This window comes from Micromonospora sp. WMMD967, from assembly GCF_029626165.1.
Taxonomy (GTDB): Bacteria; Actinomycetota; Actinomycetes; order Mycobacteriales; family Micromonosporaceae; genus Micromonospora; species Micromonospora taraxaci.
Genome location: NZ_JARUBK010000001.1, coordinates 5,168,301 through 5,188,749 on the forward strand (window position 1 = coordinate 5,168,301; position 20,449 = coordinate 5,188,749).

15 protein-coding genes and 1 riboswitch are annotated in these 20,449 nt (G+C 74.6%); of the genes, 3 read left to right on the top strand and 12 right to left on the bottom strand.

Annotation, left to right across the window (positions count from 1 at the left end; all coding sequences use genetic code 11):
• The first annotated feature begins 30 nt into the window (after positions 1–30).
• From O7631_RS23440 to O7631_RS23450, 3 genes are read left to right on the top strand one after another with little or no spacing between them, the layout of a single operon-like run.
• On the top strand, positions 31–555 hold the full coding sequence (locus O7631_RS23440) for a PadR family transcriptional regulator (protein WP_278146192.1): 525 nt from the start codon (positions 31–33) through the stop codon (positions 553–555).
• Positions 552–1,232 carry an ABC transporter ATP-binding protein gene (locus O7631_RS23445; protein ID WP_278146193.1) on the top strand — a complete coding sequence of 227 codons (681 nt, stop codon included), beginning with the start codon at positions 552–554 and terminating at the stop codon, positions 1,230–1,232. Before O7631_RS23440 ends, O7631_RS23445 begins: the two co-directional genes overlap by 4 nt.
• Positions 1,229–3,382, top strand: coding sequence for an ABC transporter permease (locus O7631_RS23450; protein WP_278146194.1), 2,154 nt, complete (start codon positions 1,229–1,231; stop codon positions 3,380–3,382). The genes O7631_RS23445 and O7631_RS23450 overlap by 4 nt, the downstream gene beginning before the upstream one ends.
• Before the next feature lie 3 nt (positions 3,383–3,385).
• Here O7631_RS23450 and cobA read toward each other — a convergent pair whose 3' ends face one another.
• The 12 genes from cobA to cobN form a co-directional block, all read right to left on the bottom strand.
• Positions 3,386–5,050, bottom strand: a complete 1,665-nt coding sequence (cobA, locus tag O7631_RS23455) for a uroporphyrinogen-III C-methyltransferase (protein ID WP_278146195.1) — start codon at positions 5,048–5,050, stop codon at positions 3,386–3,388.
• Positions 5,047–5,643 carry a precorrin-8X methylmutase gene (locus tag O7631_RS23460; protein ID WP_278146196.1) on the bottom strand — a complete coding sequence of 199 codons (597 nt, stop codon included), beginning with the start codon at positions 5,641–5,643 and terminating at the stop codon, positions 5,047–5,049. Before O7631_RS23460 ends, cobA begins: the two co-directional genes overlap by 4 nt.
• Positions 5,640–5,837: a 4Fe-4S binding protein gene (locus O7631_RS23465; RefSeq protein ID WP_278146197.1), complete on the bottom strand. Its 198-nt coding sequence runs from the start codon at positions 5,835–5,837 to the stop codon at positions 5,640–5,642. Before O7631_RS23465 ends, O7631_RS23460 begins: the two co-directional genes overlap by 4 nt.
• A complete protein-coding gene (gene cobJ / locus O7631_RS23470; protein ID WP_278146198.1) occupies positions 5,825–7,591 on the bottom strand; it encodes a precorrin-3B C(17)-methyltransferase in 1,767 nt (588 codons plus the stop codon). The genes O7631_RS23465 and cobJ overlap by 13 nt, the downstream gene beginning before the upstream one ends.
• Positions 7,579–8,994 carry a precorrin-6y C5,15-methyltransferase (decarboxylating) subunit CbiE gene (cbiE, locus tag O7631_RS23475; RefSeq protein ID WP_278148007.1) on the bottom strand — a complete coding sequence of 472 codons (1,416 nt, stop codon included), beginning with the start codon at positions 8,992–8,994 and terminating at the stop codon, positions 7,579–7,581. Before cbiE ends, cobJ begins: the two co-directional genes overlap by 13 nt.
• Before the next feature lie 50 nt (positions 8,995–9,044).
• Positions 9,045–10,196 carry a cobalt-precorrin-5B (C(1))-methyltransferase gene (locus tag O7631_RS23480; RefSeq protein ID WP_278146199.1) on the bottom strand — a complete coding sequence of 384 codons (1,152 nt, stop codon included), beginning with the start codon at positions 10,194–10,196 and terminating at the stop codon, positions 9,045–9,047.
• A complete protein-coding gene (cobM, locus tag O7631_RS23485) occupies positions 10,193–11,026 on the bottom strand; it encodes a precorrin-4 C(11)-methyltransferase (protein WP_278146200.1) in 834 nt (277 codons plus the stop codon). Before cobM ends, O7631_RS23480 begins: the two co-directional genes overlap by 4 nt.
• Complete coding sequence (gene cobI / locus O7631_RS23490; protein ID WP_278146201.1) at positions 11,023–11,763, bottom strand: precorrin-2 C(20)-methyltransferase; 741 nt, start codon at positions 11,761–11,763, stop codon at positions 11,023–11,025. The genes cobM and cobI overlap by 4 nt, the downstream gene beginning before the upstream one ends.
• The gene (locus O7631_RS23495; protein ID WP_278146202.1) at positions 11,760–13,124 is read right to left on the bottom strand and encodes a cobyrinate a,c-diamide synthase; all 1,365 of its coding nucleotides are present in this window, start codon (positions 13,122–13,124) and stop codon (positions 11,760–11,762) included. The genes cobI and O7631_RS23495 overlap by 4 nt, the downstream gene beginning before the upstream one ends.
• Positions 13,118–13,729 carry a cob(I)yrinic acid a,c-diamide adenosyltransferase gene (cobO, locus tag O7631_RS23500; protein WP_278146203.1) on the bottom strand — a complete coding sequence of 204 codons (612 nt, stop codon included), beginning with the start codon at positions 13,727–13,729 and terminating at the stop codon, positions 13,118–13,120. The genes O7631_RS23495 and cobO overlap by 7 nt, the downstream gene beginning before the upstream one ends.
• Positions 13,729–15,978 carry a VWA domain-containing protein gene (locus O7631_RS23505; RefSeq protein ID WP_278148008.1) on the bottom strand — a complete coding sequence of 750 codons (2,250 nt, stop codon included), beginning with the start codon at positions 15,976–15,978 and terminating at the stop codon, positions 13,729–13,731. The genes cobO and O7631_RS23505 overlap by 1 nt, the downstream gene beginning before the upstream one ends.
• Before the next feature lie 89 nt (positions 15,979–16,067).
• On the bottom strand, positions 16,068–19,736 hold the full coding sequence (gene cobN, locus O7631_RS23510; RefSeq protein ID WP_278146204.1) for a cobaltochelatase subunit CobN: 3,669 nt from the start codon (positions 19,734–19,736) through the stop codon (positions 16,068–16,070).
• Positions 19,737–20,018: 282 nt separating this feature from the next.
• A riboswitch (cobalamin riboswitch) is annotated at positions 20,019–20,148 on the bottom strand.
• Positions 20,149–20,449 lie beyond the last annotated feature (301 nt).

The following is a 20,449-nucleotide window of genomic DNA, read 5'->3' on the forward strand; positions in this document are numbered from 1 at the left end:
CGAGGTATACCCTCGGTGTAGTCTCCTGGCATGAGCGTGCCACTGACCCTCCTCGGCCTCCTCGAACGAGAGCCCAGCCACGGCTACGACCTGAAACGCGACTACGACGCCTTCTTCGGGCGCGGCAAGCCGCTGCCGTTCGGCCAGGTCTACTCCACCCTCAGCCGCCTGGCGCGGGACGGCAAAGTGGTGATCAGCGACGTCGCCCCAGGTGCCGGCCCGGACCGCAAGCGCTACGTCATCACCGACGTCGGGGCGACCGAGGTCGAGCAGTGGCTCACCCAGCCGGTCGACCCGGAGCCACACCTACAGACGGTGCTCTTCGCCAAGGTCGTGCTCGCGCTGATGCTCGACCGGCCCGCCGCCGAATACCTGGACACCCAGCGCAGCGCGCACCTGCACCGCATGCGGGAGCTGACCGAGATCAAGCGCGCCGGCAGCCTGGTCGACGCGCTACTCGCCGACCACGGCCTATACCACCTGGAGGCGGACCTCCGGTGGATCGAGATGACAAGCGCCCGACTGGACGCCCTGCGGAAAGAGGTACGGCCGTGAGTGTCGTGATCGAAGCGCGCGACGTCGAGTTCTCCTTCGGCCAGACCCCCGCCCTGCGCGGTGCCAGCGTCGCCGTGGAGTCGGGCGAGGTCCTCGCCATCATGGGCCCCAGCGGCTCGGGCAAGTCCACCCTGTTGCACTGCCTGGCCGGCATCCTGGTGCCCGACTCCGGCGAGATCCTCTTCGACGGGGCCTCGGTGCACGCCATGGCCGAGGCCGAGCGCAGCAGCCTGCGCCGGGACCGGTTCGGTTTCGTGTTCCAGTTCGGTCAACTCGTCCCCGAACTCACCGCGGTGGAGAACGTCGCGCTGCCACTGCTCCTCAGCGGCGTACACCGCAAGCAGGCGCTGCCCAGGGCGCACGACTGGTTCTCGCGGCTCGGCCTGGACGGCCTGCAGCAACGGCGCTCGGGTGAGCTCTCCGGCGGGCAGGCGCAACGCGTCGCCCTGGCCCGGGGCCTGGTCGCCGAGCCGCAGGTGCTCTTCGCCGACGAACCGACCGGCGCGCTCGACTCGCTCACCGGCGAGCAGGTGATGGACCTGCTCGTCGGCGCAGCCCGGGAGCAGGGCACCACAGTCATCCTGGTCACCCACGAGCCGAGGATCGCCGCGTACGCCGACCGCGAGGTCATGGTCCGCGACGGGCGGGTCAACGCGCCGGACCGGGTCGCCTCATGATCCGCTTCGGGCTCCGTCTCGCCGTGGCCGGCGGTCGTGAGGCGCTCACCCGCCTGGTCGTCATCGCCGCCGCCGTCGCTGTCGGCAGCGGGCTGCTGCTGACCACCCTGGCCGGGGTCAACGCCACGAACGCACAGCTCACCCGGTACGCGTCGATGTATCCCAACGCCTCGACCGGCGGCGCCGACAAGCTGTGGTGGTCGACCCGGCAGGACTACTTCCAGGGCAGGCAGATCATCCGGATCGACGTCGCCGCGACCGGTCCGAGCGCGCCCACCCCGGTCGGTGTCCCGGCCGTTCCGGGGCCGGGTGAGTACTACGCCTCGCCCGCGTTGCGGGACCTGCTGGCCGACCACCCGGCCGACCAACTGGGTGACCGCTACCCGGGGCGTGACCTCGGCACCGTTGGCCCGGCCGCGCTGACCTCGCCGGACACCCTGCTCGTCATCGCGGGCGGCACCCCCGACCAGGTCGCCAAGCTACCCGCCGCGAAACAGGTCACCAGCGTCGGCGACACCCCCGCCCTCCCCGAGACCACTGTGAACCTCATCCTGGGCGTGGTCGCCGGTGGGCTGTTGTTCCCGGTGCTGATCTTCATCGGCACCGCCACCCGGCTCAGCGCCGCCCGCCGGGAGCAGCGTTTCGCCGCGCTGCGCCTGGTGGGCGCGACACCTCGGCAGATCTCGACGGTCGCCGCCGTGGAGGCCGCCGCCGCCGCTGTCGCCGGCACTGCCGTCGGCTTCGGCCTGTTCTACGCCTTGCGCGACCCGCTCGCGGGCATCCCGTTCACCGGCATGCCGTTCTTCCCCAGCGACATGTCCCTGGGCGTGCTGGACGCCCTCCTGGTGGCGCTCGGCGTCCCGGCCGGCGCCGCGGTGGCGGCCCAGGTCTCACTGCGTCGGGTACGGATCTCGCCGCTCGGCGTCACCCGGCGGGTCACCCCCCGCACCCCGGGCGCGTACCGGTTGATCCCGGCCCTGCTCGGTGTCGCCGTGTTGTTCTTCGCCATCGGCTTCCGGCCCGAGACGTCCGACGGTCAGGCTGCGGTGTTCCTGCCCGGGCTGCTGCTCATCATGGTCGGCCTGGTCGTCGCCGGCCCCTGGTTGACGATGGTCGGCGCCCGGGTGATGGCCCGCTACGCCAACCGCCCGGCCACGCTCATCGCCGCGCGACGCCTCGCCGACAACCCGAAGGCCGGCTTCCGGGCGATCAGCGGCATCATGCTGGCGCTCTTCGTGACGAGCGTGGCCGTCGGCGTGATCACCACGATCGTCGCCAACCGCGGCCCGGCGCCCACCGGCTCGACCGACGCGAGGACGGTGACCACCGTCTTCGACGAGAAGGTGCCGACGGTGCCCGACGCGCTCGTCTCCGACCTGCGCGCGGTCGCCGGCGTGCGGTCCGCGACCGCCATCCGCGAGAACCCGACCATGACGGACGGCGGTGAGGTAGGGGTGATCGCGTGCACCGACCTGCCCAGCGTGTACGGCCGGTGCGCCGACGGCGCGAGCGTCATCGAGGTGCCGTTGGGCCTCAGCCGCTGGCGGGAGTCGGCGTCGTCCGCGACGGTCTGGCCCGCCGCGTCGCTCACCGTTGACGACCTTGAGCGGCTTCCGGTGGTGGCGATGGTCGTCGGCACCGATGGCTCCGCCGCCGCGATCGAGCGCACCCGCACCCTGCTGGAGATCGCCTTCCCGACCTTCTGGGTCGGGCCGAACGTGCCCGGCGACTTCGAGTCGGACTTCGCGAACACACTGCGCGGCTGGGAGCAACTGGCCAACGTCGTCATCGTCGCCAGCCTCGCGCTCGGTGGGTGCAGCCTCGCGGTCAGCGTGATCGGCGGCCTCACCGAACGCCGACGCCCGTTCAGCCTGCTACGCCTCAGCGGCGCGCCGGTGCGGGTCCTGCGCCGGGTCGTCGCGTTGGAGAGTGCCGTACCGATGCTCGCCGTCGCCGCCGTCGCCATCGGCATGGGCCTGCTCGCCGCCCACCTGTTCCTGCGGGCGCAGATGGGCTACACCCTCGTCGCGCCGGAGCCGGGCTTCTACCTGATCATCGTCGTCGGGTTGGCCGCCTGCCTCGGTGTCATCGCCTCCACTCTGCCGCTGCTGGAACGCATCACCGGCCCGGAGACCGCCCGCAGCGAGTAGTCGTCACCCCGTCGGCCCGGTGGCGCTGAGGGCGACCACCGGGCCGAGGACGAAGACGGCGGGCGGGCCGACGCCCTCCCGGGCTGCCACGGCACCGATCTCGTCCAGCCGGGCGGGCACCGACCGCTGCTCGGGCAGCCCGGCGTCCTGCACGGCGAGCACCGGGGTCTCCGGGGCGCGACCGTGTTCGATCAGCACCGCCGCGATCTTGGCGATGGTGTCGACGGCCATCAGCAGGACGACGGTGCCCCGGGCGCGGGCCAGCGCCGCCCAGTCCACGAGCGAGTCGGGGTGCCCGGGCGGAAGGTGTCCGGACACGACGGTGAGGTCGTGCGCCACCCCTCGGTGGGTGACCGGCACACCGGCGAGGGCCGGTGCGGCGAGCGCGCTGCTCACCCCGGGCACCACCGTCACCGGCACCCCGGCCGCCTCGCAGGCCTGCACCTCCTCGTGACCGCGCCCGAAGACGTACGGGTCGCCGCCCTTGAGGCGGACCACCTGGCGGCCGGCCTTGGCGTGCGACACCAGCGCCGCGTTGATGGCCTCCTGGGCCATCGAGGGACCACGGGGGACCTTGGCGGCGTCGACCACGAGCACGTCGGGACGCAGGCCGGCGAGCAGTCCCTGCGGGGCCAACCGGTCGACCACCACGACGTCCGCCGCGTCGAGCAGTGCCTTCCCGCGTACCGTGATCAGGTCGTCGGGGCCCGGCCCGCCGCCGACCACGGCGACCGACCCGTGCTCGTGGTGGTCATGGTGGTGGTGGTCGTGCCCGTGGTGGTGGTGGCCGACCGGGTCGTCGGGGTGGTCGTGCGGGCGTTGCGGGCGACCGACCTTGTCGGCGAAGCCGGGCATCAACACCCGGTACGCGCAGGTGTCGCAGTTCATCCGGATGTCGCCGCCCAGCGCCTCGGTGTAGCGCTCCCGGACCAGGTCGGCGAGGGCGTCGCAGTCGCCGATCACCTGGGCCACCCGCACGTCGAGGTCGGGGTGGGCCGCGGCGAACTCGGCCGACTGGGCGACGATGCGGTCCGGCAGCACGCCGGCGAACAGGAAGTACGGCGCGACGACGATGCGCCGCGCGCCGAGGCGACGCAGCCGCTCCAGCACCGCCGGGACCGACGGCTGGGCGAGGGAGATGAACCCCGGCTCGACGCCGGCGTAGCCGCGTCCCTCCCAGAGCAGACGGGCGACCTTGGCGACCTCGGCGTTGGCGTCCGGGTCGGTGGACCCCCGCCCGATCAACGCGACCCACGTGCCGGCCCGGTCGGCACCCACCGGCTCAGTGCCGGCTTGGCCGGCACCGGCCAGTGCGGCGTCGATGCGTTCCTCGAGGGCGGTGTGCAGCAGCGGGTGGGGCCCGAGCGGACGGCCGTAGCGGTAGGTCAATCCCGGGTGACGTTCCTGCTCCCGGGCCATCGCGGCGGGGATGTCGCCCTTGCCGTGTCCGGCGCCGGTGAGCACCAACGGCAGCGCCACCAGCGCGCGGTGCCCGCGCGCGACGAGCGCGCCGACGGCATCGGTCAGCGGCGGGCGGGACAGCTCGATGAAGCCGCCCTCGACGTCCCCGATGTCGCCGCGGCGGCGGACCCGTTCGACGAGCGCGGCGAACTGGTCGACCCCGGCCGTGCTGCGCGTGCCGTGCCCGACGATGACCAATCCGGTCATGACTTCTCCTCGACGTAGAGCAGGGCGTTGAGGGCGGCGGCGGCGACCGCCGAACCACCCTTCTCGCCCACGTTGGACACCCCGGGTAGGCCACTGGCCCGCAGCGCCGCCTTCGATTCGGCGGCGCCCACGAAACCGACCGGCAGGCCGACCACCAGCGCCGGAGCGGCGTCCAGTGTGAGTAGTTCGACAAGTGCCGTCGGCGCGCAGCCGACCACCCAGACCGCGCCGGGGCCGACCCGGTCGAGGGCGATCCGCACGGCCGCCGCCGAGCGGGTGATCCCGGCCGACCGGCCCAGCTCGGCGGCGGCCGGCTCGGCGACCGGGCAGATCAGGTCCAGGCCGGCTCGGGTGATGCCGGCGGCGACCATCGCCACGTCGGTGACCACTGGCGCTCCGGCGCGGAGCGCGGCCAGACCGGATTCGAGGGCGGCCTCGTCGCAGACGAGCTCGTCGACGTACGCGAGGTCGGCGCTGGCGTGCACCACCCGCTCGGTCACCGCCCGGGTCAGCGGAGGCAGGTGGGACAGGTCGACGCGCTCGCGCAGGATGCGGTACGACTCGACCTCGATCGGGTGCACGACCCGGTTCATCGGGCTCCTTCGGAAGGGTCGGACGCGGCGACGCTGATCGCGTCGACGGGGCAGATCTCCAGGCATTCCAGGCAGCCGGTGCACCGGTCGGCGCGGACCGTCAGGCCGCCGGGGACCGGTCGGATGGCGTGGGTGGGGCAGGTGCGCAGGCACGCGCCGCAGCCCTGGCACGCGTCGATCGTCACGACCGCCACCGGTACCCCCGTGGTGTGACCATCCGGCCGGCGACCAGCCTGGTGTCGCTGTTGCCGACCACGACGACGCTGTACATGTCGACCACCGCCGGGTCGAGGGTGGCCACCGTCGCCAGGTGCACCCGCTCGCCGGGGCGGCTGGCGTTGCGCACCACACCGACCGGGGTGTCCGGTGGGCGGTGCGCGGCGAGGATGCCGAGCGCCTTGCCGAGCTGCCAGTCCCGGGCCCGGCTGCGCGGGTTGTAGAACACCGTCACGAAGTCACCCTCGGCGGCGGCGGTCACCCGTCGCTCGATGACCTCCCACGGGGTGTGCAGGTCGGACAGGCTCACGTAGGCGTGGTCGTGGCCGAGCGGCGCGCCGAGCATCGCGCCGGCGGCGAGGGCGGCGGTCACCCCGGGCACGCCCACCACGTCGATCCGCTCGTCGGCGTACTCCAGGGCGGGGCTGGCCATCGCGTACACCCCGGCGTCGCCGGACCCGACCAGCGCGACCGCCCGGCCGGCGGCGGCCTCGGCGACGGCGGCGCGGGCCCGCGCCTCCTCCGCGCCCAGGCCGCTGGACAGGACCCGGGTGCCCGGGCGGAACACGTCGCGGACCTGATCGAGGTACTGGTCCAGGCCGACCACCACGGCGGCGCGGCGCAGCTCGGCCACCGCGCGGGGGGTGCGCAGGTCTGGCGCGCCCGGTCCGAGGCCGACGACGGCCAGCCGGCCGCGCGGGGCGTGCCGGGCGACCGCCACGGTGGCCATCGCCGTCGCGGTCTTGTCGACCAGCAGCGTGGCGTCGCCGGTCCGGCCGTCCGCGCCGAGCAGCGCCGCGGCCTCCGCGACGCTCGGTGTGCCGACGGCGGCGCGGACCACCTCGCTGGGGTGCGGCACGTCGATCGCCGCCAGGCGCGGCGCCGGCCAGGTCACCAGGGGTACGCCGAGCGCGTCGGCGGTGCTGCGGATGCCTGCCTCGTCGGCCTTGACGTCGGCGCTGGCCAGGCATCGCAGGCTCGCCGGGTGCAGCCCGGCCTCGGCCAGCACCCGGTGCAGCAGCTCGGCCACCTCCGCGGCGGGTACGCCCCGACTCGCGCCCACCCCGGCGACCAGGGACGGTGGCCGTAGGACGGCGGTCCATTCGTCGAGCGGCACCACCCGGTCGGTGACCAGCAGCCGGTACCCGCGGCCGGCGGTGTCCCCACGGGCGGCTCCGTGGGTGTCCCCGTCCCGGTGGGAGTCGGCCGGGGGTTGGACGTTCGGTGGCAGGGCGGGCAGCGGCCAGTCGGCGTCGGCGATCAGCTGGACGGGTTCACCGTCCAGGATGGCCCGGGACACCGCGGCGACCGCGCCCTGCACCGGCCAGCCGAGGGTGTCCAGCCCGGGCAGACCGACGGCGTCGGTGGCGGTGGTGATCACCGGTCGGGCGTCCAGCAGTGCGCCCACCTGCTCGGCGAGGTCGTTGCCGCCGCCGGCGTGCCCGCCGAGCAGCGCCACGGCGTGCCGGGCCGCCTCGTCGACGACCACCACGGCGGGGTCGCTGTGCTTGTCGCCGAGCAGCGGCGCGAGGATCCGTACCACCGCTCCGGTGGCCAGGAACGCGACCACCGCATCACAGCCGGCCCAGGCGGACCGCAGCGCGTCGGCCACGGTGTCCCCCTCGACCAGTCGGGCGTGCGGCCATGCGGCGGCCACGGTGTCGGCGTGCCGGCGGCCGGCGGCGGTGGCGGCCACCAGTCCGATGCTGGTGGTCCCTGTCAGGTCGGGCACTGGCGCTCCCCGGTGAGGACGACCACCGGGTTGGTGGCCGCGAGTCGGATCGACCCGCCGGGCAGGTCGGCGAGGCGGGCGGCGGACAGCTGGCTGCCCTCGACCGTGTAGCCGGCGGCGCGCAGCAGACCCAGCGCCGGTGCGACCCGGTCCAGGGCGGCCAGGGTCAGCACCACCCGTTCGGGCCGGCGGGCCACCACGGCGGCGACGACGTCCGCGCCTCCACCACCGACGAAGACGGCGTCCGGCTCGGGTAACCCGGCCAGCGCCTCCGGGGCCCGCCCGGTGACGAGCCGGACGGTGACCGCGTGCGCGGTGGCGTTGGCCCGGATGGTCGCGCCGGCCTCGGGGTCCTGCTCGACGGCGAGCACTGCCGCGCCGAGCAGGGCGCACTCGATGCCGACCGAGCCGCTGCCCGCGCCGACGTCCCACACCAGCCGGCCCAGCCGGGGGCGCAGCCGGGCGACGACGAGGGCCCGCACCTCCGACTTGGTGATCATGGAGTCGCGGTGGGCGTACCGGATCTCCGGCAGCGCCCACCCACCGGCCGGCGCGGCGGCCGGCTGGTTGTCGACGCGCATCCCACCGGCGGTGACCGCATCGGGCACGGCGTCGGCAGACGCCCGGGGTGCGGCAGCGGCGGCAGACGCCCGGGGTGCGGCGGCGTCGGCAGACGCCCGGGGTGGAGCAGCGCCGGCAGACGCCCGGGGTGGAGCAGCGTCGGCAACCTCGGGTTCGGTGCGGCTGAGGACCACGTGCGGGTCGGCCCAGGTCCCGATGGCGGCCTGCTCCGGGGTCACCTCGTGGATCTGTTCGGCGTCGGCGCCCAGGTGCTCGGCGACCAGCAGGCGGCGGGGCCAGCCGATCAGGCCCGCGCCCAGCTCGGCCGCACCGGCGCCGGGCGCGGTGAGCACCGCGACCAGTGGCAGCGCCCGGCAGGCGTTCAACGCCGGTCGGAGGTCACGGCCGTGCGCGGTGACCACGGCGGCTCCGTCCCAGGGCAGGCCGGCGCGGGCGAACGCGGCGGCCACGCTGGACACCGCCGGCACCACCCGCAGCGGCAGCCCCGCCGCGCGCAGCCGCCGGACGATGCCGAACAGGCCCGGGTCGCCGCTGGCCAGCACGACGGCCGGCACCCCGGCGGCGACGGCGTCGGCGAGGCGGTGCAGGGCGGGGACGAGCGGCCCGAGGATGACGGTGTCCGCGCCGGCCGGCACGGGCACCGCCGCCAGGTGCCGCGCGGCCCCGACGACCAGCCCGGCGGTGGCCAGCACCGGCGCGAGCGCGGGATGCGGCGGAGCGCCCGCCGCGTCGAGGCCGACCACTGTCACGCCGGCCCCCGGATCCACCGGGGTCGCCGGCTCCACCCCGGTCATCGGGGCCACCGGCTCCGCCCCGGTCATCGGGGCCAGCGGCTCCGCCCCGGTCATCGGGGCCAGCGGCTCCGCCCCGCTCATCGGGGCCACCGGCCGGACGAGGCGACGATGTGCGCACCGGCGAAGTCGACCATCGCGACGTCCACGGTGACCGTCGGCCCGGCGAAGCGGCGCAGCACCTGACGGACCCGCTGGCAGAGCGCGTCGCCGGCCGGTTCGAGCAGCCCGGCGGCCTCCCACAGCTCGTACGCGTGCCGCCCGGTGTTCGCCTCGGTCACGGCGGCGACGAGGGCCTCGTCACCGCCGGCCTCGGCGGTGACCGCGCCGAGCAGCGAGAGGTCCACAGTGGAGCGGGTGTAGTGGGTCATCAGCACACCGGCGGCGAGTTTGGCCAGCTTGCCGGCCATGCCGACGAAGACGACACCGGTCATCGCGTCGCCCACGGCGGCGGTCACCGCGGCACCGGTGAAGTCGCCGACCTCGACGAAGCAGACCTCGGGCAGGTCGGGCAGGAGCGCGCGGGCCGCCCGCTCGGTACGCCCACCGGTGCAGAGCACCACCGTCCGCTCCCCCTGGGCGGCCATCACGTGCACTGCCTGCACGACACTGGCCCGCCAGGACGCGGTGGAGAAGGGGCGGACGATCCCGGTGGTGCCGAGGATCGAGATGCCGCCGAGGATGCCGAGCCGCCGGTTGGTGGTCTTGCGGGCCATGATCTCGCCCCGGGGCACGCTGATCACCACGCGTACGCCGACCTCGGTGAGGTCGACCACCTCGGCCACCGCCTCGCCGATCATGCGGCGGGGGGTGTCGTTGATCGCCGGGCCGCCCACCGCGAGGCCGAGGCCGGGCTTGGTGACGGTGCCGACGCCGTCGCCGCCGGCGAGCCGCAGACCGGGCACGTCGGTCCAGCCCACCGTGGCGGTCAGCTCCGCGCCGTGGGTGACGTCCGGGTCGTCCCCGGCGTCCTTGACGACGACCGCCTCGGCGCGCACCGGTGGGTCGCCGGTCACCTCGCAGCGTTCGACCGGGAAGCGCACCCGCCGTCCGGCGGGCAGCCCGATCTCCACGTCCGGCTGGATCTCCCCGGTGACCAGCGCGGTGACCGCCGCCTTGGCCGCCGCCGTCGCGCACGCGCCGGTGGTCCAACCGGTCCGCAGCGCGGTGGGCCGGACCTTCGCGGTACGCGGCAGGTCCGGCTCGCGCAGCGGCGGCTCGGGGTACGTCATGGTGTGCCTGTTCCCCCGGCGCGGCCGGTGGCCTGGCGGCGCAGCTCGGCGCGGGCAGCGGGCTCCGCCCGGCGGAAGGTGTGGAAGTGCCCGGGGTGGTAGAGGTGCGAGCGGGTGCCCTCGGCGGCGAGGGCCGGGCCGACCAGGAACAGGGTGTGCTTCCACAGCTTGTGCTGCTTGACGGTGGCCTCCAGGGTGCCGACAGTGCAGCGCACCACCAGCTCGTCGGGCCAGGTCGCCTGGTACGCCACCACGGCCGGGGTGTCGTCGGAGTAACCGCCGGCCAGCAGCTCGGCCTGCACCTGACCGGAGCGGGCGGCGGAGAGGAACAGCGCCATGGTGGTGCCGTGCCGGGCGAAGTCGCGGACCCGCTCGCCGGGCGGCATCGGGGTCTTGCCGCCTTCGAGGCGGGTGAGGATCACCGACTGGGCCACCTCGGGCACTGTCAGCTCCCGCCCGACGATCGCCGCGACGGCGGTGAACGACGACACCCCGGGCACGATCTCGACGGCCAGGCCGAGCCCTCGACACAGGTCCAGTTGCTCCTGTACCGCGCCCCACAGCGCCGGGTCGCCGGAGTGGATCCTCGCCACCGTCAGCCCCTGCTCGGCGGCCCGCTGGTAGAGCGGCAGCACGCCCTCGATGGGCAGCTGCGACGAGTCGACGATCTCCGCGTCGGGGCGGGCGTGGCCGAGCACGTCGGCGTGCACCAGGCTGGCCGCCCAGATCACGATGTCCGCCTCGGCGATCACCCGGGCGGCCCGCAGGGTCAGCAGATCGGCGGCCCCGGGGCCGGCGCCGACGAACCACACTCTGCCGTCGCTGGTCACAGTTTTCCTCCTCGATGGTCGCGGCGGGCCGGGACCAGCAGCGTCGACAGGTACGGCAGGTCGTTCTCGGTGGCGTCGACCGGGCCGACGCGTTCGCCGGGCAGCCCGAGGCTGCGTCCGAGGACCGCGTCGGAGAGGCGGCCCTGTCGGCGCAGCTCGGCGAGCAGGTCCGGGTGCCGCCGCCAGCCCTTGTAGACGACGACGGTGCCCGGCCCGGCGAGGGCATCGGCGAACAGCGCCGACCCGGCGGTGGCCGGCAGCAGGGTCAACGGTTCGCGTCCCTCACAGAGCGGGGTGCCGCTGCGCGAGGCCAGCTCCTGCATGGCGGTGACGCCCGGGACGGTCACCACCCGCACGGCCGGGCGCACTGCCCGCACGCTCTGCGCCAGGTAGCCGAAGGTGGAGTAGACGTTGGGATCACCGATGGTGGCGAAGGCCACCGACAGCGCGCCGGCGTCGACCGCCTCGATGACGGCGCGGGCCGCGTCGTCCCAGGCCGCCGCCCGGCGGGCGGTCACCCCACCGCGGTCGTCCAGGGCGAACGGCAGCCGCCGCAGCCGGTCCGCCGGGACGTGGTCCCGCACTGTCGTCTCGGCCCGCCCGGCGTCCGGTTCGGGTCTGTCCGCCATTACGGGTACGAAGACCACGTCGGCCTCGCGCAGCACCCGCACCGCCTTGACGGTGAGCAGTTCCGGGTCGCCGGGGCCGACGCCGACCCCGGTCAGCGTGGCGGTCATTGGCAGGCCTCGACCAGCCGGCGGGCCGCCTCGGGGTGACCGGCCCAGTGGGTGTGCAGGTAGGAGGCGTGCACCCGTCCGGCGACGAAGCCGTGCGCGGTGTCGTCCCACCGCCACGCCGGCCGGTCGCCGTGCCCCGGGTCGGTGGTGGTGCGGTGGAACTCGTGTCCGCGTACGGGCTCGCCGGCCCGGGCCACCGGGGAGTCGGTGACCGCCACCGCCGCGCGGTAGCCGAGGGTGAGGCGGCCGGTCATCCGGGCGGTCAGGTCCAGCCGGCCGCACATCGGTACGCCGTCCAGGGACCGCCCGAGGTAGAGCAGCCCGGCGCACTCGGCCACGATCGGCCCGTCGAAGTCGGCCAGCTCGGCGCGCAGCGCGGTGTTCCCGGCCAGCGCCTCCGCGTACGCCTCGGGGAAGCCGCCGCCGATCACCACCGCGCCGGTGCCGGTGGGCAGCGCCGGGTCACGGAGCGGGTCGACGGTGACCACGTCCGCGCCGGCGGCGGTGAGCAGTTCGGTGGTCTCCGCGTACGAGAAGGTGAAGGCCGGACCCCCGGCGAGCGCGACCCGTGGCCGCCCCGCGTCGGCCGCCCCGCCGACGGCCGCGACCGGGTCCCACGCCGGGGCGGTCAGCGGCCCGGCGCTGCGGGCCAGGGTGAGCACGGCGTCCAGGTCCACAGTTGCCTCGACCAGCTCGGCGAGCGCGGTGACGATCGACAGGGACTCGGGGGCCCGCTCGGCGACCGGCACCAACCCGAGGTGCCGGGCGGGCGCGGCCACCTCGGCGGCGCGGGTGACGGCCCCGAGTACGGGCACGCCCACCTCGGCGAGGGCGTCGCGCAGCAGGGTTTCGTGCCGGGACGACCCGACCCGGTTGAGGATCACCCCGCCGATCCGTACGGCCGGATCGAAGGCGGCCATGCCCAGCGTCAGCGCGGCGGCGGAACGGCCCTGCGCGGTGGTGTCCAGCACCAGCAGCACTGGCGCGTCGATCAGCCGGGCGACGTGGGCGGTGGAGGCGAAGTCGCGACGGCCGACAGCGCCGTCGTGCAGACCCATGACGCCCTCCACCACTGCGACGTCGGCGGGCGTGGGGACGCTCGCGCCGTGCCGCAGCAGACCGGCGATCCGCTCGGCGCCGACGAGGAACGGGTCGAGGTTGCGACCGGGCCGGCCGGCGGCGAGGGCGTGGTAGCCGGGGTCGATGTAGTCCGGGCCGACCTTGTGCGGGCTGACCGTCAGGCCACGTCGGCGCAGCGCGGCGAGCAGCCCGGTGGCGATCGTCGTCTTGCCGTGGCCGCTGGCCGGCGCGGCGACGACCACCCGGGGCAGCGACAGCGGTTCGGTGCTGGCACTCACCACTCGATGCCCTTCTGGCCCTTCTGGCCGGCGTCCATTGGGTGCTTGACCTTGGTCAGCTCGGCCACCATGTCGGCGGCGGCGACCAGGCGCGGGTCGGCGTCGCGGCCGGTGATGACGACGTGTTGGAAGCCGGGCCGGTCGGCGAGGGTCGCGACCACCTCGTCCACGTCCACCCAGCCCCACTTCATCGGGTAGGTGAACTCGTCCAGCACGTACAGCCCGTAGCGTTCGGCGGCCAGGTCCCGCTGGATCTGCCGCCACCCCTCCAGGGCGTCGGCGGCGTGGTCGGCGTCGCCGCCGCGCTGAATCCAGGACCAGCCCTCACCCATCTTGTGCCACGCCACCGCTGCGCCCTGGCCGGTACGCTCGTGCATCTCGCCGAGGGCCCGGAAGGCGTTTTCCTCCCCCACCCGCCACTTGGCGCTCTTGACGAACTGGAACACGCCGATCGGGAGGCCGGCCGTCCACGCCCGCAGCGCCAATCCGAACGCGGCCGTCGACTTCCCCTTCATCTGTCCGGTGTGGACCATCAGCAGTGGCCGGTGCCGCCGCTGCCGGGTCGTCAACCCGTCGGCGGGCACCACACTCGGCTGTCCCTGCGGCATCAGCGATCTCCCCTGTCTGCGGTGGCGCCGCCGTTGTAGATCTTGGAAGAAGAGTGCCCCTGGGAGGGCGTATTCCGGCCAAGATCTCCCAGTCGGTGGCGGGGCGCGCGTAGGTGCAGTGCCAGGCGGTGCGCCAGGTTCAGGCGTACCGGCCCGGTCTCGCAGTCGACGACGACGCAGGAGGCCCCCGTTGCCGCCAGGACACTCGCCGCCGCTGCCGCCCGATCCAGTGGGCGCGGCCCGGCGGTGGCTCGGCCGTCGGTGACGACGAGGACGAGGGGGCGCCGCTTCGGGTCGCGCAGGCGCTCCACCCGCAGCAGATCCACGGCGGCGAGCAGTCCCTCGGCCAGCGGCGTACGCCCACCGGTCGGCAACTCGGTCAGCCGCGTCGAGGCCGCCAGCACCGAGGAGGTGGCCGGCAGCAGCGTCCGCGCTCCGGAGCCCCGGAAGGCGATCACGGCGACCTTGTCCCGCCGCTGGTACGCGTCGGTGAGCAGCGCGAGCACCTCGTCCTTCACGGCCGTCATCCGCTGCCGGGCACCCATCGAACCGCTGGCGTCCACCACGAACAACACGAGGTTGCCCTCACGCCCCTCCCGGACCGCCTCCCGCACGTCCTCCGGGCGCAGTCGCAGCGGGCCCGCCAGCCTCCCCCGGGGCGCCTGGTGCGGAGCGGCGGCACGGATGGTGGCCGGCAGGTGCAGCGCACCGACCCGGCCCGCCGGCAGGCGCGCGCCGGTCGTCCGCCCGCGTCCGGTGCGGGCGGGCGACCGCCGGCCGGGCACCCCGTCACCGACGCCGGACGCGGTGAGCAGCCGGGCCCGCAGACCACCCCGGGGTACGGCCACCGCTCCGCCGTCCCAGTCCCGATCGTCTCCGGCGCCGCTGGGGTCACCCGCCTCGGCCCGCCTGCGGCTGCCCCGGCCGTTCATCCCCGACCGGCCCTGGTGCCCAGCCGTGCCGTCATCGGCTGTGCGGGGATCCTGGTCGCTGCCTCGCGCGGCCTCGCCGGCGGCTCGCTCGTCCCCGCTGCTCCTGGGCCTGTGTCGGTCCCGACCGTCCACGCTGGTCGCGTCGGGGCCGCTGCCGTCGCGGCCATGATCGTCCAAGCCGCTTCCCTCGCGGCTGGGCCTGCCACTGTCACCGCCCGCACCGCCGGAGCCACCCGCACCGCCGAAGCCGCCGGGGCCGCCACCGTCGGGACCCGGGCCGTCGGGGCGCGGGCCAGCGGGGCCGCCGTCGTGCGGACCGCCGTCGTCGTCGGGGTGGGCGTCCTGGGCCCGCTGCAACGCCTCGTCCAGACGCTTCTCGTCCAGCCCGGGCGTGTCGAACGGGTCGCGGCGACGGCGGTGCGGCAGGGCCAGCCGAGCCGCCACCCGTACGTCGTCGATGGTGACCCGGTCCCGGCCGTGCCAGGCGGCGTGCGCCAGAGCGGTACGGGCGGTGACGATGTCGGCGCGCATCCCGTCCACGTCGATCGCGGCGCACACCTCGGCGATCTGCCGCAGCGCGGCGTCCGGCAGGCGTACCCCGGACAGACGGCGGCGGGCGGCGGCCACCTGGGCGGCGATCTCCGCGTCCGCGTCGGCCCACCGGGCGGCGAACCCGGCCGGGTCGGCGTCGGCGGCGAGCCGACGGCGGACCACCTCCACCCGGACCGCCGGATCGCGGCTGGCACCCACCTCCACGGTCAGCCCGAACCGGTCGAGAAGCTGGGGGCGTAACTCCCCCTCCTCCGGGTTCATCGTGCCGACCAGCAGGAACCGGGCAGCGTGGCTGACCGAGACGCCCTCCCGCTCGACGTGACTGCGGCCCATCGCCGCCGCGTCCAGCAGCAGATCCACGAGGTGGTCGTGCAGCAGGTTCACCTCGTCGACGTAGAGCACCCCCCGGTGCGCGGCGGCGAGCAGACCCGGCTCGAAGGCGCGTACCCCCTCGCCGAGGGCCTTCTCCAGGTCCAGCGAGCCGACCACCCGGTCCTCGGCGGCACCTACCGGCAACTCGACGAGGCGGGCCGGGCGGATCTCGGCGGCCACGCCGGCCGGGTGCGGCCCGTCCGGGCAGGCCGGATCCGGCTCGGCCGGATCACAGCCGAACCGGCAGCCCGCGACCCGGCGGACCGGGGGCAGCAGTGCGGCGAGCGCGCGTACGGCGGTGGACTTGGCGGTGCCCTTCTCGCCCCGCACGAGGACCCCGCCGATCGCCGGGGACACCGCGTTGAGCAGCAGCGCCAACCGCATGTCCTCCATGCCGAGCACAGCGCTGAACGGATACGTACGCACTGGACCTTCCTTCGTTCGCGACTGCGGGGCTCGCAGAACCGGCTCACTCCTCGCGCTCACACCCGGTCCTCCAGGTCGCCCTCGCTGGCCAGGTACGTGTCGCGCAGCTGGTCCAGGGTGGCCGGTTCGGGTTTGGCCCACAGCCCCCGGTCGGCGGCCTCCAACAGCCGCTCGGTGATGCCGCGCAACGCCCACGGGTTGGACTGCTCCAGGAACTCCCGGGTGGTGTCGTCGAAGAGGTACGCGGCGGCCAGGTGCTCGTACATCCAGTCGTCGACGACACCGGCCGTGGCGTCGTAGCCGAACAGGTAGTCCACGGTGGCCGCCAGCTCGAAGGCACCCTTGTAGCCGTGCCGGCGCATCGCGGCGATCCACTTCGGGTTGACCACCCGGGCCCGGAACACCCGACGGGTCTCCTCGCCCAGGGTGCGGGTCCGCACGTCGTGCGGCATCGCCGAGTCACCCACGTACGCCTGCGGGGACGTGCCGGTCAGGTGACGGACCATCGCCACCATCCCGCCGTGGTACTGGAAGTAGTCGTCGGAGTCGACGATGTCGTGCTCGCGGGTGTCCTGGTTCTTCACCGCCACCGAGATCCGGGCGAAGGACCGTTCCATGTCGGACCGCGCCTCCCGCCCGTCCAGGCCCCGGCCGTAGGCGTAGCCGCCCCACACCGCGTACACCTCGGCGAGGTCGGCGTCGGTGCGCCACGTCCGGGCGTCGATCAGCGGCAGCAGCCCGGCGCCGTACGCCCCGGGCTTCGACCCGAAGATCCGCGCGGTGGCCCGCCGCTCGTCACCGTGCTCGGCGAGGTCGGCGGCGACGTGCGCCCGCAGGTAGTTGTCCTCGGCCGGCTCGTCCAGGGCGGCGACCCGCCGGACCGCGTCGTCGAGCAGCGCCACCACGTGCGGGAACGCGTCGCGGAAGAAGCCGGAGATCCGCACCGTGACGTCGACGCGGGGCCGGCCCAACTCGGCCGTGGGCACCACCTCGATGCCGGTGACCCGCCGCGACCTGTCGTCCCAGACCGGGCGGCAGCCCATCAGCGCGAGCACCTCGGCGATGTCGTCGCCCTGGGTCCGCATGGCGCTGGTGCCCCAGACTGTCAAACCCACCGAGCGGGGGTACGCGCCGGTGTCGGCGAGGTGCCGGGCCAGCAGGGAGTCGGCGAGGGCCACCCCGACGTCCCAGGCGTTGCGGCTGGGAATGGCCTTCGGGTCGACGGAGTAGAAGTTGCGGCCGGTGGGCAGCACGTTGACCAGGCCCCGGGTGGGTGAACCGGACGGGCCGGGCGGCACGAACCGGCCGTCGAGCGCGCCGAGGGTGTTGGTCAGCTCGTCGGTGGTGCGGTCCAGCCGGGGCACGAGTTCGGTGGCGGCGAAGCGCAGCACCGCGGCGACGTCCGGGATCGGCTGCCCGGTCACCTCCGCGACCACCGCGTCGACGGTGTCCGCGTCCCAGCCGAGCGTCTCCATGCCGATGACCAGCCGCCGGGCGAGGGCCTCGATCAGGTCGACCGCGTCGGCGGCGGTGCCGGCCGGCCCGTCCACCACGTCGGTCAACGCGTTGGGCAGCGCCAGTCGTTGCCCCGGGGACGCGAGCAGCTCCTGTTCGTCGAGGCCGTAGGCGACGGCGAGGGCCTGCCGCAGGCCGGGCAGAGCGTGGGCGCCACCCCAGATCTGTGGGGCGCGCAGCACCGCGAGGACCAGGTTGACCCGGGGCTCCCCGGTGGGCGCGTCGGCGAGGATGTGCAGACCGTCGCGGATCTGCACGTCCTTGACCTCGCACAGGTACCCGTCGAGGTGCAGCACGAAGTCGTCGAAGTCGTCCGCGTCGGGCATCGCCTCGGCGTGCAGGTCGTGGTGCAGTTCGGCCGCGCGCACCAGGTCCCAGATCTGTGCCCGGACGGTGGGCACCTTGGCCGGGTCGAGGGCCTGCACGGTGGCGTACTCGTCGAGCAGTTGTTCCAGTTTGGCCAGTTCGCCGTAGGTCTCAGCGCGGGCCATCGGCGGCACCAGGTGGTCGATGACGACGGCGTGCGCCCGCCGCTTGGCCTGGGTGCCCTCGCCGGGGTCGTTGACGATGAACGGGTAGACCAGCGGCAGGTCACCGAGGACCGTGTCGGGCGCGCAGTCGGCGGCCAGACCGAGGCCCTTGCCGGGCAACCACTCCAGGGTGCCGTGTTTGCCCAGGTGCACCACGGCGTCCGCGTCGAAGCCGCCGTCGGTGGCCGGCGTGGCCAACCAGCGGTACGCGGCCAGGTAGTGATGGCTGGGCGGCAGGTCCGGGTCGTGGTAGATGGCGATCGGGTTCTCCCCGAAGCCGCGCGGCGGCTGGATCAGCAGCACGACGTTGCCGAAGCGCAGACCGGCGAGCACGATGTCCCCGCCGTCGGTGTACAGCTCGCCGGGCGGCTCACCCCAGTGCTCCCGCATCCGCTCGCGCAGCTCGGCCGGGACCTGGTCGAACCACCGCCGGTACGTGTTCCCCGGTATCCGGGCCTCGGCGGCGGCCAACTGCTCCGGGGTGAGCCACTCCACGTCGTGCCCACCGGCGGCGATCAGCGCGTGGATCAACGCGTCCCCGTCGGCGGGCGGCGGTGCGTCGCCCAGGTCGTAGCCGTCCTCGGCCAGCGCGGCGAGCAACCGGACCGCCGAGACCGGGGTGTCCAGCCCGACGGCGTTGCCGACCCGGGAGTGCTTGGTGGGGTACGAGCTGAGCACCACGGCCACCCGCTTGTCCGGGTTGGGGAGGTACCGCAGTCGGGCATGGCGCACCGCGATCCCGGCGACCCGGGCGGCCCGCTCGGGATCGGCGGCGTAGACCGACAGCCCGTCGGAGTCGATCTGCTTGAACGAGAACGGCACGGTGATGATCCGGCCGTCGAACTCCGGGATGGCCACCTGCATCGCCGCGTCCAACGGGGACAGTCCGGCGTCGCTGTCGGCCCACTGCTTACGGGTGCTGGTCAGGCAGAGCGCCTGGATGATCGGCACGTCCAGGGCGGCCAGGGCGCCGACGTCCCAGGCGTCCTCGTCGCCACCGCCGGAGGCGTCCGCGGCGACCGCGCCGCCCGCCGCGAGGACGGTGACCAGCAGGGCGTCGCAGCGGGCGAAGAGCCCGAGCGGGCCGGACCCCGTGGTCAGCCCCCGCAACGAGCCGCAGAAGATCGGCAGCGGGTTGCCGCCGGCCTCGCGGACCGCCTCCGCGAGCACGTCGACGAAGCCGGTGTTACCGGCGAGGGCGTGCGCCCGGTAGAAGACGATCCCGACGGTGGGCTGCTCCGGATTCGTCGGGTACTCACGGTGCACGCCGTACGCCGGGGTGGGTGTGGGCGGGTCGAACCCCTCGCCGGTGAGCAGCACCGTGTCGGAGAGGAACCGGGCCAGCTGCCCGAGGTTGTCCGGCCCGCCCTCGACCAGGTACGCGAGCGCCTGGGTGACGACCCCGGACGGCACCGTGGAGATGGCCATCAGCTCCGCGTCGGGCAGCGCCTCACCGCCGAGCACGACAGTCGGCACGCCGGTGGCGAGCACCGCCGCGAGGCCGTCCGGCCAGGCCTGACGGCCGCCGAGCAGGCGTACGACGACGAGGTTGACGTCGTCGAGCAGGGCGGGTACCTCGTCGGCGGCGACCCGGGCGGGGTTGGCCAGCCGGTAGTCGGCGCCGCTGGCGCGGGCGGCGAGCAGGTCGGTGTCGGCGGTGGACAGCAGCAGGATGCGCACGGCGGGCTCCGGGGAGTGACGCCCCGGCCACCACGAGGGTGACCGCGACGATGCGGGTGGGTGCGGCGTCAGCCGGTACGACGGCGGGGCGAACGGCTCGCGGGCGCGAGCGGCGGGGCCGGTCGGCGGCGGGCGGCGCTCAGCTCAGCGGGGCGTGACCGGTCGCGGGGGCGGTGAATCGCCCACCGTGCGAGCCATGACGAAGTTCGTCGATGAATGAGACGCCGTGCGTCATCGGGTCCTCCTCGGGTGTCCACGCCCTGGGGTACGTCCCGACGGCCGAAGTATCCTGGCTTCCGGATCGACGCTCTCCCCCGGCCTTCCAACCGCAGACACACGGCCGTGGCGCACGAGGGGGGATCACTCCCCGGTGACAGTGGCGGGACCGCGTCGGAATCGCACCGACTTCCTTCACTGCCGTCAGGCCGCGAATGCTGCCACACCCTTGCGCTGCGGGTCAACGCCGCTCCGACCCGGCCCGACGGCCGCCATCCATCGAACTTCAGCGATTCGACGCGACGACGGATGCACGCTGTCGCAATGCCCCGGATAAATGCCCCGGGCCCTTTGCTCTGCATACCTATCCGCACCAGACACGGACCGTTACCGGTGCCTCCAGGTATGCAGAGCAAAGGATGGCTGGACCTACTCTGGCCTGCGCCGATCGTCCGTCGGGACGGTGCCGGGCGGCACCGTCCCCTACGATCGGCGCA

Excerpts from the sequence above, each read along its gene's own strand:
- O7631_RS23450 (WP_278146194.1), top strand. The coding sequence starts at position 1,229 with ATGATCCGCTTCGGGCTCCGTCTCGCCGTGGCCGGCGGTCGTGAGGCG.
- cbiE (WP_278148007.1), bottom strand. The coding sequence starts at position 8,994 with ATGACCGGGGCGGAGCCGGTGGCCCCGATGACCGGGGTGGAGCCGGCG.
- O7631_RS23460 (WP_278146196.1), bottom strand. The coding sequence starts at position 5,643 with ATGAACCGGGTCGTGCACCCGATCGAGGTCGAGTCGTACCGCATCCTG.
- cobI (WP_278146201.1), bottom strand. The coding sequence starts at position 11,763 with ATGACCGCCACGCTGACCGGGGTCGGCGTCGGCCCCGGCGACCCGGAA.
- O7631_RS23440 (WP_278146192.1), top strand. The coding sequence starts at position 31 with ATGAGCGTGCCACTGACCCTCCTCGGCCTCCTCGAACGAGAGCCCAGC.
- cobO (WP_278146203.1), bottom strand. The coding sequence starts at position 13,729 with ATGCCGCAGGGACAGCCGAGTGTGGTGCCCGCCGACGGGTTGACGACC.
- cobA (WP_278146195.1), bottom strand. The coding sequence starts at position 5,050 with ATGACCGGATTGGTCATCGTCGGGCACGGCACGCGCAGCACGGCCGGG.
- O7631_RS23505 (WP_278148008.1), bottom strand. The coding sequence starts at position 15,978 with ATGGAGGACATGCGGTTGGCGCTGCTGCTCAACGCGGTGTCCCCGGCG.
- O7631_RS23480 (WP_278146199.1), bottom strand. The coding sequence starts at position 10,196 with ATGACGTACCCCGAGCCGCCGCTGCGCGAGCCGGACCTGCCGCGTACC.